The sequence below is a fragment of the Celeribacter neptunius genome, from assembly GCF_900113955.1.
Lineage (GTDB): Bacteria > Pseudomonadota > Alphaproteobacteria > Rhodobacterales > Rhodobacteraceae > Celeribacter > Celeribacter neptunius.
On sequence record NZ_FORH01000011.1, the window covers coordinates 1 to 16,171 of the forward strand.

Here is a 16,171-nt window from a genome sequence, read left to right on the forward strand (position 1 = left end):
AACGCATCAACGCATCAACGCATCAACGCATCAACGCATCATAGTGACGCGAAAAGCGAGTGAACAACACCCCAATGTGTCCACTCTCTGGCGTCCAGAACTGCACCGTCCTATGCGGTGCTCCCGCGCGGACAGCGCCGGTCCGGTGGCGGGGCAGGGGGCTTGGCCTTTTGCCCCGCCACCGGACAATCCTCCAGGCTTGGTGTTTCACCGCATCTGCGAACAAAAAAGCCCCGCGTGATGCGGGGCCAGTTGGGCCTTCCCACGAAGGAGCCGTCAGGCGCAGTCGGGCACCCATGTGTCGAGTTTGGTTTTCTGATCGGGGGAAAGCCCCATGAGTTTTTGGGTGGTTGGATCGTTCACGAGCTTTTCCATCTTCTCAGCCTTTTCCGCCTTCTTGAGCTTAGCGAAGGCGGCGACACGTTCGTCTCGCGCATCGCAATCGAGGAACTCGCAAAGCAGATCGACCAGATGACCGGCTGACACCCGAGAGAAGAAATTCTCTGCCGTGGGCGTCCAATACTTGCGAATGTCAGCCCCGGCCTCATCGGCGATCAGGCCGAAGAACTCCGCGCCGCCAGTCTGATAGGGCAGGGTGCGGGCGATTGCCTCGGTGATCTGGGCATTGCGGGCTTTCTTTCCGGTCTCGCGGAACGCGGTGAAAGCTTCCGACAGGTCTTCAATTCGGGTGCCCTTTTGCCAATATTCGCTGGCATCAATCCCGTGCTCGAGGCGCGGCTCACGGGCAAACCCATCCTCCACGCTCGGCGCATTGGTCGGACGATCCAGCCGAATGCCAAAGACGCTCTCGAAACTTCCCGACGCCTCGGACAAGCCGAACCCCAGCAGGTCCAGAACCAGTTCGGGTTTCGCCAGAAGAGCGGCTTGAACTGCGGCCAGCCGGATCGCCTGCATATCGGCAACGAGCTTTTGCGAGTAGGGGGATTTTGGCGTGTCGGGTTTGGTTGTCTGCGGCGTTTTCAGGACGCCTGCCTCAATGGCGGCTTTCTTGTCCTCGGGACGGACCAGACCGGCGGTGATCTCAGCCTTGCCCGAACTGTTCACAAGGATGATGCAGCCCGCATAGGCTTTCTGATCCTCGGAATAGTCACCGTCGAGCGTGGACTGCAATTGCGAGAGCCGCGCCTCGCCGTCCTTGTCCAGCACACCCCCGTTGGCGAGCTCCGCCAATTCATCGTATTCCTCTGTTTCTTCTTCGGTCAGGTCGCCCTCGACTGGGTAGAGACGGGCCAGTTTCATCTGGTCCAACTCGTAGTAATTGAGCCAGGCCTCAGGGCGGGCCTCGGCCCATGCCCAGCCTTGGGTCTCGACCAGATCGGCGCAGGCTGCGTCCAGCTGTTCAGTGAAGAGCCGATCCAGAAGGGCAGGGGAGGCGAGGAAGGCTTCATCGGAGAAGAGATCGCGGGTGACTGTGCCACCCTCGGCCTCATAGGCCTCAAGGCCGACAAACTTGGCACGGCGGTCGGTGGCCTTGATCGCATCGGGATGCAGCGCATTCTTGATCGCACTCTCGGAAACGGCTTGCCCTTTGACTTGATCCAGAAGGCTCAGGGTCAGAGCTTCGTCGTCAGAGAGGGTGAAGGCCTTGGCATTTCCGAGGCTGATCTCACCTGCGGCCAGCGCGTCCAGAACGGGCGTGGGCAAACCGGCAAGGGCCAACCGCTGATAGACACGGGCTTCGGTGACAGCAAAGGCGAGCGCAATTTCCGGCACGGTCGCGCCGCGTGATTTCATGCGGCCAAAGGCGCGAATTTCGTCCGCGGGGGTCATATCTTCGCGCGCGGCGTTCTCGGCACTGGCCCAATCTTCAGCCTCGGCGGCATCAGTTGCCAGCTTGACCGGGACCGTGGCGAAAGCGCGCGTTTCGGACCGCTGCGCAATCATATGGATGGCGCGAAGTCGGCAGCCGCCCGCGACGATGCCGACCTTACCGTCTTCGTCCATGACGCCCGCAAGATTGTGGATGAGTCCGAAGCGCTCAATGCTATCTGCAAGGCTTTCAATGTGGGCGTCAGAGACCACTTTGCGCGGGTTCAAATCGGAGATGTAGAGCATCTCCAAGGGGATTTGCAGGATCACGGCACTGGCGACGTCGGTTTGGATGGGTTGTTGCTTGGTCATTGGTTTGTCCTTTCGGATGGCAGTCAGGCCCGCCAGAGAGCGACACAGGCGCTCGGCGGCTGGTTTTGTTGATAGGGGTAGGGAAGGGGGAGCCGGGCCACTCATGCGACCCGGCGCAGAGGCGTCACCACCAGCAGGAATAAATCACGGTCGATCCATGCTCGATCTCGGCCCGCGCCCATGCACAAAACTCCAGATCGTAATCACGGTATTCCTTGGCCTGCTCGTCTTGGAATTGATGGCCATAGAAGAACCCGCCCTCGCAACGGGGCAGGGCGCTTCCCTTCACCGCCTGTTCCAGTGTGTTGATGTCGGCAGCTTCCAACCTCAGTTCACCGCAATTCAAATCGGAGGCCGAAAGCCCGGTTCGCTCGGTGTAGAGAGCTTCCATGAAAGTCTGCAGCTTGGAATGCTTGCGCCAGACGAATTTTGGACTTTCGCCTTCCTCACCGCTCTCGGGGGTTTTGACATATGCATATTGATCAAGGCCCATGGCCTAACTCCTTCTCAAAGTGGGAGCGGCGCGGTGCTCGTTTTCTCCGACCATTTGGCCTTGGCCCGCTTACCGCCAGTGGCGGAGGCCTCGACTGATCTGTCAGTCCGAAAAGCCCCCGTGCTTTTCGGTTGGGCAGAGCAGGGGAGGGCGATAGCCCGTCCTGCGGCCGGACGGCGACCCGACACAGGGGGCCGGAGCGGTGAAATCGGGAGGGACCCGCACGTGGGAGGAACCGGATTTCTCTGCGGAGGCTGGCGCGGCACGCGACACCAGAGCCCCTGTTCGGGGCGCCGGTCGGATGGCAGGCGGTTTTCAGGATTGGAAACCTGCCAGCCGGGTCAGAGCGAAGCGGAGACGCGGCTGACCGCTGCTTCAAGCGATCGCGGTTTCGCCCGCGATTTCACCTGTGACATGCACGAAGGATCGTCTCCCGAATGGGCGGAAATGCCTCTGAGCGGTTCCGGGCGCAGCCAAGAGCCTGGTCAGCGTTATGCGCTGGCGTGCCCACACACTGACATGCGGGGATTCACTTTTTGTTCCAAGCCTGCTAGGCTTTGAAAAGGAGATTGCGATGTTTGTTCGACTTGAAAAGATCAACCCCGCGGAACACCAAAGACGGTTCTACGTGATGAACGTCGCCCAAACGCTCTTCGGCGAATGGTGCCTGATCAGGGAATGGGGCCGGATCGGCTCAGCCGGTGGACAAAGATTGGTCGATTACACGACAACGAAGGTAGAAGCAGAAGCCGCTTTGGACAGACTGTCCGCACAGAAATGCCGCCGGGGCTACCAGCGGCGCGATACACACTAAGCCAGTTCGGCAAAGCATCAGCTGTTGATTTCAACCTCGAAGGCTTTGATCGAGTCTAGGATGTCATCAAAACGCGGCGCATCCCCGATGATCATCTCCTGCATCCCGGAATAATCCCGGCGCAGAGCAGCGGTGAGAGCCTCATTGGGCATCAATCTCAGCGTTCCCGGGCGAGCCGCATCGTAGTTTGCCCAGGCGGCTTTAAAGAAGACAGACTTGTGATGAGCCACCAGCTCCAAAAGCTCCAAGCGACCGAGCGCGCGGGCCTTGGCCTCATGAGCGATGAGTTGTGCCATATCGTAGTAGTGGCGTGACATTCGGTCGGCGAGAGGTTTGGCAGGATCCTGATGGTAGAGCATGTGCAAGATCGTGGCCTTTTCCCAGAAGGTCCGCTCAACGCCCAACACGTTCACATCCACCCCAGCTGATCCCAGAAGACCAGGAAAGGCTTGATGAATATATGGAGAAATTTCGCGAACCTCGGCCGGCAAGTGAACCCCACGCGCTCCGAACTCGAAACGCACAATCGGTTTGACATAGCCATTGGAGGTCTCCGTCAAAGACGGATAGGCAAAGAGAAGAGTTTGGGCGTCGTTCGGATCAATCGTCAAAGAGAAGTCTTGATCCAAGCTGGCACCGAAAGCGGCATCAATCGCTGCTAAAAGCGGCCCAGAGACTTCCTCCTCTGACGCCTCTTGGAGTTCTTGGAGCAAGGACTTTCGCTTTCCTCCCGTCAGATCGGGGTTTTCCGGGTCGCGATCCCCTTCGAACCCCAGCTGCGCCCGATCAAGGGACAGATCCACGTCTTCTGAGAAGCGATGGATCATATTGTAGGCTTTGGAGAGGGATGTCCCTCCCTTGAAAATCATATGCTCGCCAAAGGCGGGCAGGGCGAAAAGACGCTTCAGGGACCAACAGACCCAAAAGTCTTTCTCGACGATTGCCTTGGACATTCCAAGCTGTGCCGCGGCTTCCTGAAATGCTTCGTCTCGTTGTTCGGGGGTGTCGTTGGCAAACTGATCCATACTCAGGCGTGCGCCACGATTTGCTGCACAACCGGGTGCATCCAGGCAGGCACATGCTTACTTTGCTTGGAGAGCAAAACCCGGTCCTTATCATTCAGCGCACGGGCCAGTTGCCCGATCATCTGATCATCAATCCGGTCCTTGCCGACATAACGCAGCGCCTGAAACACGGCACCGGTCTTCTGGCCCGCGCCAACCAGTGTCTTGGAGGACGCCTTGCGAAACTGGATCACCTGCCGACCGACTGTTTTTGTCCGGGTCGGGCCATCGGTCATATAGATCGGCTTGGACGGCACCTGAGTAGACAGCCCCAACTGATTGGCCGCCATAGCAGGGGAGGGCTGCAGCACTTGGTTGTCCTTGCGCGCCACCGCCTTCGCGATGTCATCCGCAGACGGCGACAGATAGCCGAAGCGCGGGCTTTTCTTGGGATAATCATAGAGCCCACGGGTCAAGCGCCGGATCATGCCCTGATCGGCAAGGCGCGACAACGCCTGGTCCACGCTGGCGCGGGACCCGATGTCCAGAAAGTCCGAGGGCGCAAAGATGGCACCTCGACCCTTCCCGATGATGCGTTGTTTGATCTTTGACGTAATCATGGCTCATCTCCTTGTTAGAAAATAATGTATGTTTTTCTGAAAGTCAATGTTGGGAATATCGACCAATCTCCCAGGCTGAACGTAAGCGGTGCACCGCTTACGGCTGAACACAGATAGCGCCATCCTCAAAGAAAGTGACAACGTCGCAATGGCGGCCGACAACTCAAATCCAGTCCAGAGACTGGCCCACCTGTTGCAGCACCCCGGAATGGACTTAGGCGGCCGTGACAATCGGGCGCGAGACATCCAGCACAAACACATCGACACGACCGCGCAGCACGGCAGGCAACTCCATTTCGATGGCACTTTGAAGCTCCAAGGCTGACTGAAATGCGTGACCCACAGATCCAGCGACGGTCTCGTCAGGACCGTACCAAAGAACCAAGAAGATACCCTGCTCGCCTGCGTCCGGATGCATCGCATAGCGCTCAGCCAATTGCGTCACGGCTGCTCCGAAGAGATCGCGATGCCATTGTCCCTTGCCCTCAATAACGAGCATTCTAGGTACACCATTTACCATGCGTGTCGCCGTCAGATCGCAACGATTTCGCTCTTCAAGCTGGTGTTCTACGACGTCATGGATGTCGAAAGGGCTCAGGCGAGGTTTCATCCAAGCGGCGACGCGTGCCATACCGCGCACCTCATTGAGCCGGGTGTCGCCATCATAAAACGGATCTCTCAGCCCAGTGTGCCCGGCTCGGATGTCTTTCTGGAATTCTTGAAACAACTCCAGCACAAGCGCGCGCATTTGTTCAACACTGGCGGGCAGTCCGACATCCATAAAGGCTGCGGTCTCAGCTGGGTTGGGACGAGAGGCCGTCATCGCTGACCTGCGACGCAGTTCCGCACGAATGCTGCGTAGATCATTGTGAGCGGGAGCGAGGATCGCTTCACCAAGCAACCGCCCGATGACCGGCAGGGCAACCGCCGCCTCGTCACGGCCGATCCGCCAAACGAGATTCCTCAGATAGCGATAGGCCGTCTCTCCTCTCGGGCTACCAGTGCCCCAACTCGAAGGCAGAGGAACGACAGGCCAATGCGGTAGATATGCGAGCAGAATACGCTCAATTTTCGGCGCGGACAGCACCGACCAGATCTCGTCTCCTTCGCGACCACTTTCACGTCGACGCTCCAACCAGAAGACAATATCCGGATCACGTGTCATATAGGCCCAGACACTTGAGTCGATTTCATCTGCAAACCAGAAGTTGCGCATGAACCAGAACTGTCGCTGCTTCTCATCCTTGTGGGGAAGCATGCCCTCATCAAGAGCCATGCAGCGCTCACGGATCAACTCCAAAAGTCCATCACGATCTCCAAAACCCGCCGCCATGTCGAACAGCGTTTCCAGTGTGCGGATCGAAAGCTCGGGGAACCGCCTCAGCCATTCAAGTGGAAGCGTAGCACGCAGATGATGAAGCGCGGGCTCGCGCTGGAGAATGTGCGGATCGGGCCATCCATTCATAGCTTCCAAAGAAGGTTCGATGTAGGCGCGCGCATAGGCCTCGCATTCGTCATGGATAAGCTGCGCACGGCACTGAACCTCCTTATGGAATGCCTGGTGTTCACCTTCAGCAAAGGTCTTGTAACCGCCTGTATCGGGAAGGATTGCGCGAAGAATCTCCGGAGCAACAGCTTCCAATGTTCCAGTCGCACGGAACTCCGCGACCGCCCCAGCAACGAAGATCCGAACCCAATCCCGGGCATCATCTTTGCCGACCGCCTCAATCGAAGGGCACCGGCCCCCTAAGGTTACCAAGCTTTGCCGTAGCGTATCTTCCGCATCGAACAAATCGTACGTCACCTCTGGGAGTTTGTCCGGTTGAATGAGATAGGCGCGCGCAAGATCATAGGTCCACTGCACGTCCGCGCCGCTCTCTATCGCCGCCCGGTTCGCGTGAAAGAGAGCGAGATTGGCTGCAGAAATCCGCCGTTCCCGGCGGCGGCGGCGCGTCTCAAACCTGTAGCGACGAGGCCTCTGTTCCCGCCAAACCGCCTTCCTGACACGGTTCATTCGCGCCCATTCCCTCATGAAGGCGGGCTTTTCAAGAGCCTGCTCTCGACAGTGGCACCGGAGGGCATCAGACCCTCGTACTGCGGTGTCCCCAAAGTAGCGATGGCTCGGCGCAAACTGTATCCACAGCCCAATATTGTCTTCGCGGAACGCGAGATCAACCAGATGGCGTGCATCACCCTCGCGCTCCTGCAGACCGGAATGTCCATAGTCACCGAGCAGATCAAAAAGCACATTGAAAATGTCGTCCTGGCTCCGCATGCCAGCAAAGGCGCGTTCGTGCAGTGCACGCCGCAGCACATCGTTACGCTGCAAAACGTCCACTGCCTGACTTTGCTTGGCGCTCATTCGCCCGTGGAAATGAAGATTTCGCACCCATGTCCAAATTTGGTCTGGGTTATAAGGCCCTGAAACCTGTTCGAAATAGCGATCGAGAAGCATGCCTGCAATTTTGCTGACGCCGTCACGACAATAGCACTCATGCCTTTCCTGCCCACAGGTACAGCGCAGCCTCGAGGTCATATCGTTTAACAAACGTATGCAGGTCTCTTTGTCGATTTGCCCGATGAGAGGCTTTAAAAAGTATCGCTCTTCGAAATTACGTGACTGTCTGGATCGGCGGTCCGTCGGATATAGCGCTACAGCCGCATCAAGAGTGGCATGCAGATATTCGAAAGGCGCTCCACTTCCCAAATGCTCTAAAATAACGGAAGCGAGCCGCAACGCATCGGAATTGCCAAGAGCGACAAGCCTTTGCAGAGCGTCCGTTGTGACAAATTCGCTATCATTCAGAAGACAGGACAACGCTTCCCGGCGTGTTCTGAAATTAGTTTCGTCATCAAAGAGAATAGCTTCGAGTTCAGAACGCAACCCTGTGGCCGCCGGAGCCCCAATAAGCAGTTCGAGCAAAAGTTCTCTGAGATGCCCATCATCGGGCGCGACAAGGAGGGGGCGAAGCGCAGGAATAATGTCCTGCGTGAAGAACCCGGAAGCTTGAAACGTGCGCCACCTGTCGCTGCGCCGGAAGTAAGGGTCGTCGTTGTTTAGCTCGGCCAGTGCATCAAGAAGCCTGATCCGGGACGTTACGGTAAGCCGTGACGGATCGCCATTAGACAGAACCGCATAGGCATCAAGATTGATCGCCATATCTTGAATGGCCTGCGACCCAATGGCCGCTATCCACCCAAGAAGGCCGCGAAGATCGTCCCGCACCACGCCATTCGGGGCGATCAACGCGAGGGACTGTGCCATCGTGAACCTGCAAGCGGGATCATCGATACGGCTGACGAGATGCTGTGCGGCACCGTACTCGGCAACGATCCTGTGAACTGGTTCATGCTGGTTGGGCAACATTCCGGGTCGAAAAAGCTTTGTTGCGAAGATGGACGAGGGCCCATCACCGTCCAATCCGATCGTCTCGAGTTGCGGATGGAGACCGTCCTCGGCGATATCCCCCACAGCCACGCCATCTGCACCAGAAAGGAGAAGCTTCGCGTAGACCTCATTTGCCCAGGCGATCCGTTTGTGTCTTGTTGGCGCGCCTGCGGCCCCGACGTTCGGGTTCACCTCTCTCGCAAGATGCTCCATTGCCAGCGTGAAAACATGAGCCCGTGAAGGGAGCCGCCCATTCGCCTCGACATAAGCGCCTGCGAAAAGGCGGAGGAACTCCGGATTGCCTAGAAGATGATGAAGATCAAAGCGGCAGATGTCGTCATGGAAGGCTTCAAACGAACTATCAGGATGGAGGTGCTCGAAAAGCAATCTCTGTTCACCGCTGTCCAGCGGAACGAGATGGGCAACAATTGGATCAACACCAAAGAGATCGCCAACAAGCCGGGTTTTCGCATCCTCCCATTCACCTGAACGACTGGACAAGAGGAGACGATCAGGCTCAGCATCTCGTATACGATGCAGAATGTCAAAAACGCGTCCGCCCCCGATCCGGGCCACCTCATCAAACGCATCAACAATAAGAGTCGTATTGCCCTGCTCGGCTCGAAAGGCACTGGCTCGAACGCGAACTGCTCCGCCCCGTTCTGCGACACTGTCGAGTAGCTTCGTCTTTCCGGCCCCAGGTTCGGCGAGGAGAATCGCGATCCCAGGCACTGTAAGCAACTCCGATTCCGGCATCAGCCGGCCTTCAAGACGAAGCGTGCGGGGGATATGGAAATGTCTGGAGATAAGAAGACCTCAATGCCCGAAATTTATAGTTACCATCTGATATGTATTCGTCCTCTCCCGGTGCAAGTAGTGGAAAATTTACAAGGCCGGAACGTAGTGGTTGATTCAGCACGAACACCCAAGCTGAACCACTCAAGCAGGCTGATCACTCTCCCAGAACGACGCCGCAGATTTAGATGCTCTCGTCGTCTCAACCGGCGCTCCCCGCGCTGCTATACCTTCCTGCTAAAGAATACCCAGCGCGCCTCGTCTTCGTGAAGAAATTTGGCCGTGTGATACCGAGACGGTGGGACGGCATCCGAAGTCATCTTGAAAAGTAGCTTGTCGATGCAGACCTCCGAGATCAAGGCGGAAAATCTTTGTCGCGACAGTCCGCCAGCACCTTTAGATCGGTCGACAGGAAGCTTTCTTTGAATTCCTTATTAAACGACGGCTGGAAGTACCGTATCGGAGGCGCCTCGGATACCCGACCTTTCGGCAGCCAGGTGGGCAATGCTTTGTCGCAATTCGACTGCGTCTCGTGCAAAACATCCGGAGGGGAGCGACTTGGGATTTTGTGAGGGATGGCGACCCCGCGCCCGTCATGTCCAAGCGCTGACCGCAAGTAGCCCTTTGTCTTGGAGCCAAGGTGACGATTTCTCTCGTATACGGGCCCCATATGGACTAGGGAGCGCAACACTAAAGGTAGGTTTCGATCTCTTGTCCGCGACAACTGTTCTATCTTAGCCAACTCTAAGAAACACTAACAAGCAGACATTGACTTCCGTGAGAACTTCCATAGACTTCCATGGCATTGGAGGTCTGTGATGAGCGGAAATTACTATAACTTTGCCGCAATTCGTGGCGTTCAGGCTGGGTCAGAATATTACGTCGTCATGGTGCCACTCAAAATGGTGTCAAAGATCTTCGAGTTCGACAGCCAGGAATTGCCAGCTGACCTGCGCGCTCAACGCGTTTTGTCGAATGTCCGTGTCCCGCAAATCGCTTCCTACCTTTCGGAAAATTTCGAAGAATATACCCTTTCGTCTCTCTGTGCATCCATAGACGGTGATTTGGAGTTCTTCCCCGCCAGCGACGGCCTTCAGTTCCGCAATGTCGGCGAGCTGCGGCTGTCGATGACGGCTCGTATCATCCTGAATGATGGACAACATCGCCGCGCGGCAATTGAAGAAGCTCTAAAAACGCGACCCAAGCTCGAAAATGAAACGATCTCGGTTGTGCTTTTTGTGGATGAGGGCTTGGAGCGCTGTCAGCAAATGTTCGCAGACCTCAACAAGAATGCGGTGCGTCCCTCCGGATCTTTGAATGTTCTCTATGACCGCAGAAACCCATTGGCGCGTTTGAGCACGCGCGTCCTGGAGGACATTCCATTTTTTCAAGCCTTCACCGAGCTAGAAAAAACCTCGCTCTCAAACCGAGCTAAAAATCTCTTCACCCTGTCGAGTCTAAATCAAGCCAACAAATGGCTCGCGGGACAAGACGCGGACCGGTTCGGTGAAAATACCGAAAGCACGGTCATCGCATATTGGCGCCAGGTTTCCGAAGTCATGCCTGACTGGCAAAAACTGACGCGCGGCGTGATCACGGCTGGCGACTTACGCAAAGAAACAGTTCATGCCCACGGCGTCATGCTGCAGGCGTTTGGCGTCTTGGGGGCACGGCTGATCGCAGCCAAACCAGATGGATGGGCGGAAAGTCTCGCTCCCCTTGCAGGGATCGATTGGAGCAAGCGCAATGTCCAATTGTGGCGTCCTCGCGTGATGGGTGCACGTGGCATGGATGGCAGTGTGAAATCCGTGCATCTTGCAGCAAACGTCCTGATTGGAGCTGTGGGCCTGCTGCTGAACGAAAAAGAACAAGCGAATGAAGACGACTACTTGGCGTCATTGGCTGAGGAGAAGGTCATCGCATGACATCAAACACAGATAACAACTTAGCAATGAATGCCGGCCTCGACCTGACCGCCCTGCAGAAGCACATCCGCGCAGTTTACAGGGCAGACGACCGGCCATGGGTGATCGGATATAGTGGCGGGAAAGATTCAACCTGTGCTTTACAGCTGATTTGGGGCGCTGTTCGTGCGCTTCCCGAAGACGAACGACGCAAACCCATTTTCGTCTTGAGCTCCGACACACTGGTCGAAACGCCTGTCATCGTGAACTACATCGACGACACATTGGCTGCGATCAACGCAGCGGCGGAAGATCAGAAAATGCCGATCACCGCACAAAAAGTCGTTCCGGAGATCTCGGATAGCTTCTGGGTGAACCTGATCGGTCGCGGGTATCCCGCACCGTCAAAACGCTTTCGTTGGTGCACCGAGCGGCTGAAAATCGACCCGGCCAATGCCTTCATCAAGAACCGCGTTGCCGAATACGGAGAGGTCGTCATGGTTTTGGGCGTACGGTCTTCAGAGAGCGCAACACGCGCTCAGGTAATGTCGCTACACAAGATCGATGGAACGGCTTTGTCGCGTCATTCGACCTTGCCGGGGGCCTTTGTGTTCACGCCAATCGAGGCGTTCAGTGTGGATGATGTCTGGGCCTTCCTCCTACAAAACCAGTCGCCTTGGGGATCTGACAACCGCGATCTACTGGCCATGTACCGAAACGCCCAGGCAGGCGAGTGCCCACTTGTCGTCGACAAGCAAACGGAAAGCTGTGGGAATTCCCGTTTCGGTTGCTGGGTCTGTACCGTCGTCACCAAAGACAAAGCTATGGAAGCCATGGTCGACAATGGCGAAGAGTGGCTGGAGCCCCTCTTGGACCTTCGAGACGAGCTTGCGGCGACGCAAGACCCACAGCGGAAACGCGAGTTTCGTGATTTCCGACGCCGGAATGGATCGGTCACTTTCGTAGGTGACGCAGAAACACCTATTCCTGGCCCCTATCTTTTCGACTACCGGAAGGAGATTTTGCGCAAGCTTCTTGAGGCGCAGAAGTTAGTGAATGAGAAAGCCCCCCCAGGCGAGAAAACTGCTCTGATCCAGGATGAAGAGCTTCGCGAAATTCGAAGGTTATGGCGGAGCGAGCAAGGAGATTGGGGCGATGCCGTCTCTGAGATCGTGAAAGAAACTACTGGGCGTGAATTGCCAGTGGATGGGTCTGATAGCTACGAATTTCAAGCCAGAGATGCCGAAGTGCTTGCGGATGTGTGCAATACTCACGAACTACCTCCGCGTCTTTTGGCCCAACTTCTTGAGGCTGAGCGTTCGGTTCGCGGATTGAAACGGCGCACACTCATTCACAGGAAAATTGCCGGCATCTTGGAGAAGGAATGGCGGGAAGAAGGGGAAGTCCTCGATGAGCGCAAGGAACGACTGGATCAGCGCAAGCTAGACGTTTCCCCTGACCCACTGTTTGAGACTAAAACATGATACTACAATCTCTACACCTCCAAAACTTTGGCCTCTACGGTGGCTATCATGAATTTGACCTCGTTCCTGATCCGGCATCAGGAAAAACCGTCATATTGGTGGTAGGTCACAATGGGTCGGGCAAAACGACCTTTCTGGAGGCAGTACGCCTAGCGCTCTATGGCAAACGTGCTCTTGGAGCGCGTGTGGGACAAACAGAATACGAGCAGTACCTTCTTCGGCGGATTAACAACACCGCTTCGGAACGAAGTGCGTTTGTAGAGCTCACGTTTACAAGTCATCATCTTGAAAAGGATGATACCTATACCGTTCGCAGAGCTTGGGCTTCTCGAGGAGCCAGTGTCGTCGAAAGCCTCCAGTTTAACCGCAATGGGGCACCGGTAGACGAAATCCCACGAGACGACTGGAATCACTATCTGGAGGACATCATACCGGCCGGAGTGTCACAGCTCTTCTTCTTTGACGGCGAGAAAATCCAAGACATCGCTGATGATCAGGACAACGCTGGACTTACGGACGCGATAAAATCTCTGCTCGGTATCGACCTCATCGATCAACTTCGCGGCGACCTAGCGCTTTACAAAGCGCGTAACGCAGACAGCCAAGACATACCAGATTTGGAAGCGACCAAGAGAGATCTGGAAATTGCGAGAACGGAGCTCGTGATTGCCGACGAGCAAATAGGCTCTCTATCTTCGCAACGTGCTCAACTTGCTCGACGCAGTGAAGCCGCTCAACTTTTCTTTGAACGAGAGGGCGGCAATGTTGCGCTCAGTCGCGAGACCCTGACCAACGAGTTGAAGAAGGTTGATACTGAGCTTTCAAAGAATACCGCGACCTTAAAAAACCTCGCGAATGGCGCCGTTCCTTTTGCACTCGCCCCCAAATTGGTGAAGAATTTTTCTTCTAAGGTCGAACGAGCGAAAGGAGTGCAGTCTCACAGGACGATTACTCAATTCATCGCTTCTTTCGAAGCCGCGATGATCAACAGTGCAGCAGATGAGTGGCAGGACACCCACTTCGAAACGCTGAGAGCTTTCTCAGCGGGTACTCAAGCCGACGCACGGGCAGTGCCCCTTAGTTCTGACCCCGAGTGGATACTTAGTAAGCTCAACACCATTGCGGACGACCGGGTCAAAGTTGCTGGGCTTGCCGCAACACTAAGCGAATTGCAAAACAAGCGCGCAGCCATTCGGGCTCAAATAAAGAATTTCAGACCAGGCGCCGCCGCAACTGCTTTCGAAGAACTGAAGAAAGCTGAGTACGAACTGGGTGCACTCGAGACGGAGCTGAAGCGCAAGCAAGCCGAGGCAACACAGCAAAGGGCACTTGCTGAACGACTTGAGCGAGAACTCCGCAAGTCGCAAGAAGCCGTCTTCGACATCGCGAGAGCAAAAGAACAACGAGACCTTGCCACCCGAGCTCAAACAGCGTTGAACGATTATGAGAAGCGCATTGTGCAAATGCGGCTCGCCTCGCTCTCAAACCATTTTATTGAAGCGTTCAACGGTCTGGTTACTCGAAAGAGGGTCGTGCAAAAAGTCTCAGTAGATCCCAACACCTTCCACATTCGGTTGTACCGTACTTCCGGGGAGGAGATCACCCCTTCCGAGCTGTCCGCCGGCGAACGTCAGCTATTTGCAATATCGATGCTTTGGGCACTAGGGAAGACAAGCGGACGAGAACTCCCCATGATCATAGATACCCCGTTGTCTCGTCTGGACCGGCAACACCGTACCAGCCTGATGGAAAACTACATCCCGCATACCAGCGCCCAAGTCATCATGCTTTGCACGGATTCCGAACTAACACCTGATCTCGCTACGATCATCGAACCGCATGTACACCGGCGCTATGAAATCAGCGTGGTAGACGGAGGTTTAACAACCACAGTTTTGACTTCATCATCCCAAAAGAGCGTCGAAGAAGCAGAGCCATCTTATGCACATTAGCAAGTTCCGCATTTCATCAGCAGCCACCGGCCAAGTCAGGATTGTCGCCCAAAAAGCCGGACTAACCCCTAATCTGGTTTGCAGGATGGCGATGCTAACATCATTCGAAGCAGGTCCTGTGCCTGGCACATCTCCAGAGGTGCAAGATGGCCAGGAATTCAATGCCTATACGCTGTTTGGAGATTTCCAACCCATTTTCTTGGACATGTTGAGATTTGTTGAGTTTGGGTCGGAGCCAGTGGACGTGGAAGACAGCGTTCTTCTAGACCGGCTCCGCCTTCACATTGACCGAGGAATTCGGCAATTGTCGGTCAGGATAAAGTCTCCGGCGGACGCGGCAGAACTACTCGCCGGGAGCATCTAACGCTATGGCCGACCCGATCTATCTTGACCATAATGCGTCGACACCGATCGACCCGGATGTTCTGGAAACTGTTCTCCGTGTAAGCCGTGATGTCTACGCCAACCCTTCCAGCATTGAGCACAGCCAAGGGGCAGCGGCGGCCAGGGTTGTTGAGCGAGCACGGTCTCAGGTTGCCGATCTCGTGAAATGCAAAGAGGCCGAAATCATATTCACGGGCGGCTCGACCGAGGCAAACAACCTCGCAATTCTCGGCGCCTATCCGCAGCTCGAGAAAACTGGCCGAACGCACTGCATCACATCGGCGATCGAGCACCCATCTGTCCTGGCTTGTTTCGAACACCTTGAAGAAAAGGGCGCGCGGGTCACACGCCTTGCCGTAGGCGAGGGGGGCCAGATTTCATTGGAAGAGCTCTCCGAAGCGCTTTGTGAACAAACGGGCCTCGTCTCCATCATGGCCGCCAACAACGAGACAGGTGTCTTGCAGCCCATCGCTGAAGCCGCACGTTTATCGGAAGCTGCCGGTGCACTGTTTCACACCGATTTCTCGCAGGCCACAGCATTTGTCCCATTGGATCTTCGCAACTCCTCCATCCATATGGCAAGCTTCTCCGGCCACAAAGCGTATGGACCGAAGGGCGTTGGCGCACTCTACCGCTCTCTGCGGAAACCCCGCGTGAACCTTCAACCGGTTCTCTTGGGGGGGGGGCAAGAGAAGGGGCTTAGGGCAGGGACCTTAAATACGCCTGGGATTGCCGGGCTTGGCCACGCCTTCGCGCTTATTGCCGAAGACATGGATGATGATGTTGAGCGTATTGGAGGCATTCGAGACCAGCTTCAAGCCGAACTCCAGCAAAGAATCTCACTCCAAATAAATGGTACGACTGAAGCAAGGTTACCCAACTCACTTTCGCTGACAATCGACGGTGTTGTGCCGCAAGCGTTGATGCACAAGCTCAAAGACGATCTGTGTTTTTCCGCTTCCAGCGCCTGTGCAACCGAACATGTAACGACTTCACATGTTCTCTTAGCGATGTTCGGAGAAACACCACGTGCGAGAAACGCATTCCGCCTAGGGCTAGGGCGCCAAACGAAGGCGGAAGACATCCCAAAGATCGTTGCCCAATTCGAACGTGCGACAACGGAGTTGCTGCGTCTGCGGACCCGATGATGTCAGCGCTCAGCGGCAATTTTCTTCGAGAACGACACAACGT

General features: G+C 55.9%; 11 protein-coding genes. 6 read left to right on the forward strand and 5 right to left on the reverse strand.

Annotated elements, in window-relative coordinates; all coding sequences use genetic code 11:
• Positions 1-276: 276 nt before the first annotated feature.
• Together BM151_RS20445 and BM151_RS20450 are read right to left on the reverse strand one after the other, a co-directional pair.
• The gene (locus BM151_RS20445) at positions 277-2,142 is read right to left on the reverse strand and encodes a ParB/RepB/Spo0J family partition protein (protein ID WP_090063013.1); all 1,866 of its coding nucleotides are present in this window, start codon (positions 2,140-2,142) and stop codon (positions 277-279) included.
• Between the two features lie 124 nt (positions 2,143-2,266).
• A complete protein-coding gene (locus tag BM151_RS20450; RefSeq protein ID WP_090063016.1) occupies positions 2,267-2,635 on the reverse strand; it encodes a hypothetical protein in 369 nt (122 codons plus the stop codon).
• Between the two features lie 574 nt (positions 2,636-3,209).
• Between BM151_RS20450 and BM151_RS20455 the strand changes: the two genes are divergently transcribed.
• Positions 3,210-3,449 carry a WGR domain-containing protein gene (locus tag BM151_RS20455; RefSeq protein ID WP_090063018.1) on the forward strand — a complete coding sequence of 80 codons (240 nt, stop codon included), beginning with the start codon at positions 3,210-3,212 and terminating at the stop codon, positions 3,447-3,449.
• A 17-nt stretch (positions 3,450-3,466) separates the two neighbouring features.
• On the opposite strand, the gene BM151_RS20460 is transcribed toward BM151_RS20455, so the two are convergent.
• The 3 genes from BM151_RS20460 to BM151_RS20470 form a co-directional block, all read right to left on the reverse strand.
• Entirely contained in the window at positions 3,467-4,474 is a 1,008-nt protein-coding gene (locus BM151_RS20460; RefSeq protein ID WP_090063021.1) for a nucleotidyl transferase AbiEii/AbiGii toxin family protein, read from the reverse strand.
• Between the two features lie 2 nt (positions 4,475-4,476).
• Positions 4,477-5,073, reverse strand: a complete 597-nt coding sequence (locus BM151_RS20465) for a DUF6088 family protein (RefSeq protein WP_090063022.1) — start codon at positions 5,071-5,073, stop codon at positions 4,477-4,479.
• Between the two features lie 214 nt (positions 5,074-5,287).
• Positions 5,288-9,217 (reverse strand): NACHT domain-containing protein, encoded by a 3,930-nt coding sequence (locus BM151_RS20470; RefSeq protein WP_143093136.1) that lies wholly within the window; start codon positions 9,215-9,217, stop codon positions 5,288-5,290.
• A gap of 857 nt (positions 9,218-10,074) precedes the next feature.
• On the opposite strand from BM151_RS20470, the gene dndB reads away from it, so the two are divergent.
• The 5 genes from dndB to BM151_RS20505 are packed head-to-tail and all read left to right on the forward strand — an operon-like array spanning position 10,075 to position 16,128.
• On the forward strand, positions 10,075-11,181 hold the full coding sequence (gene dndB, locus BM151_RS20485) for a DNA sulfur modification protein DndB (protein WP_090063029.1): 1,107 nt from the start codon (positions 10,075-10,077) through the stop codon (positions 11,179-11,181).
• Positions 11,178-12,644 (forward strand): DNA phosphorothioation system sulfurtransferase DndC, encoded by a 1,467-nt coding sequence (dndC, locus tag BM151_RS20490; protein WP_090063032.1) that lies wholly within the window; start codon positions 11,178-11,180, stop codon positions 12,642-12,644. Before dndB ends, dndC begins: the two co-directional genes overlap by 4 nt.
• Positions 12,641-14,596, forward strand: a complete 1,956-nt coding sequence (gene dndD, locus BM151_RS20495) for a DNA sulfur modification protein DndD (protein ID WP_090063035.1) — start codon at positions 12,641-12,643, stop codon at positions 14,594-14,596. Before dndC ends, dndD begins: the two co-directional genes overlap by 4 nt.
• A complete protein-coding gene (gene dndE / locus BM151_RS20500) occupies positions 14,586-14,960 on the forward strand; it encodes a DNA sulfur modification protein DndE (protein ID WP_090063038.1) in 375 nt (124 codons plus the stop codon). Before dndD ends, dndE begins: the two co-directional genes overlap by 11 nt.
• A gap of 4 nt (positions 14,961-14,964) precedes the next feature.
• Entirely contained in the window at positions 14,965-16,128 is a 1,164-nt protein-coding gene (locus BM151_RS20505) for a cysteine desulfurase family protein (protein WP_090063040.1), read from the forward strand.
• Positions 16,129-16,171 lie beyond the last annotated feature (43 nt).

Coding starts and splice junctions, on each gene's coding strand:
- BM151_RS20445 (WP_090063013.1), bottom strand. CDS start 2,142: ATGACCAAGCAACAACCCATCCAAACCGACGTCGCCAGTGCCGTGATC.
- BM151_RS20450 (WP_090063016.1), bottom strand. CDS start 2,635: ATGGGCCTTGATCAATATGCATATGTCAAAACCCCCGAGAGCGGTGAG.
- BM151_RS20455 (WP_090063018.1), top strand. CDS start 3,210: ATGTTTGTTCGACTTGAAAAGATCAACCCCGCGGAACACCAAAGACGG.
- BM151_RS20460 (WP_090063021.1), bottom strand. CDS start 4,474: ATGGATCAGTTTGCCAACGACACCCCCGAACAACGAGACGAAGCATTT.
- BM151_RS20465 (WP_090063022.1), bottom strand. CDS start 5,073: ATGATTACGTCAAAGATCAAACAACGCATCATCGGGAAGGGTCGAGGT.
- BM151_RS20470 (WP_143093136.1), bottom strand. CDS start 9,217: ATGCCGGAATCGGAGTTGCTTACAGTGCCTGGGATCGCGATTCTCCTC.
- dndB (WP_090063029.1), top strand. CDS start 10,075: ATGAGCGGAAATTACTATAACTTTGCCGCAATTCGTGGCGTTCAGGCT.
- dndC (WP_090063032.1), top strand. CDS start 11,178: ATGACATCAAACACAGATAACAACTTAGCAATGAATGCCGGCCTCGAC.
- dndD (WP_090063035.1), top strand. CDS start 12,641: ATGATACTACAATCTCTACACCTCCAAAACTTTGGCCTCTACGGTGGC.
- dndE (WP_090063038.1), top strand. CDS start 14,586: ATGCACATTAGCAAGTTCCGCATTTCATCAGCAGCCACCGGCCAAGTC.
- BM151_RS20505 (WP_090063040.1), top strand. CDS start 14,965: ATGGCCGACCCGATCTATCTTGACCATAATGCGTCGACACCGATCGAC.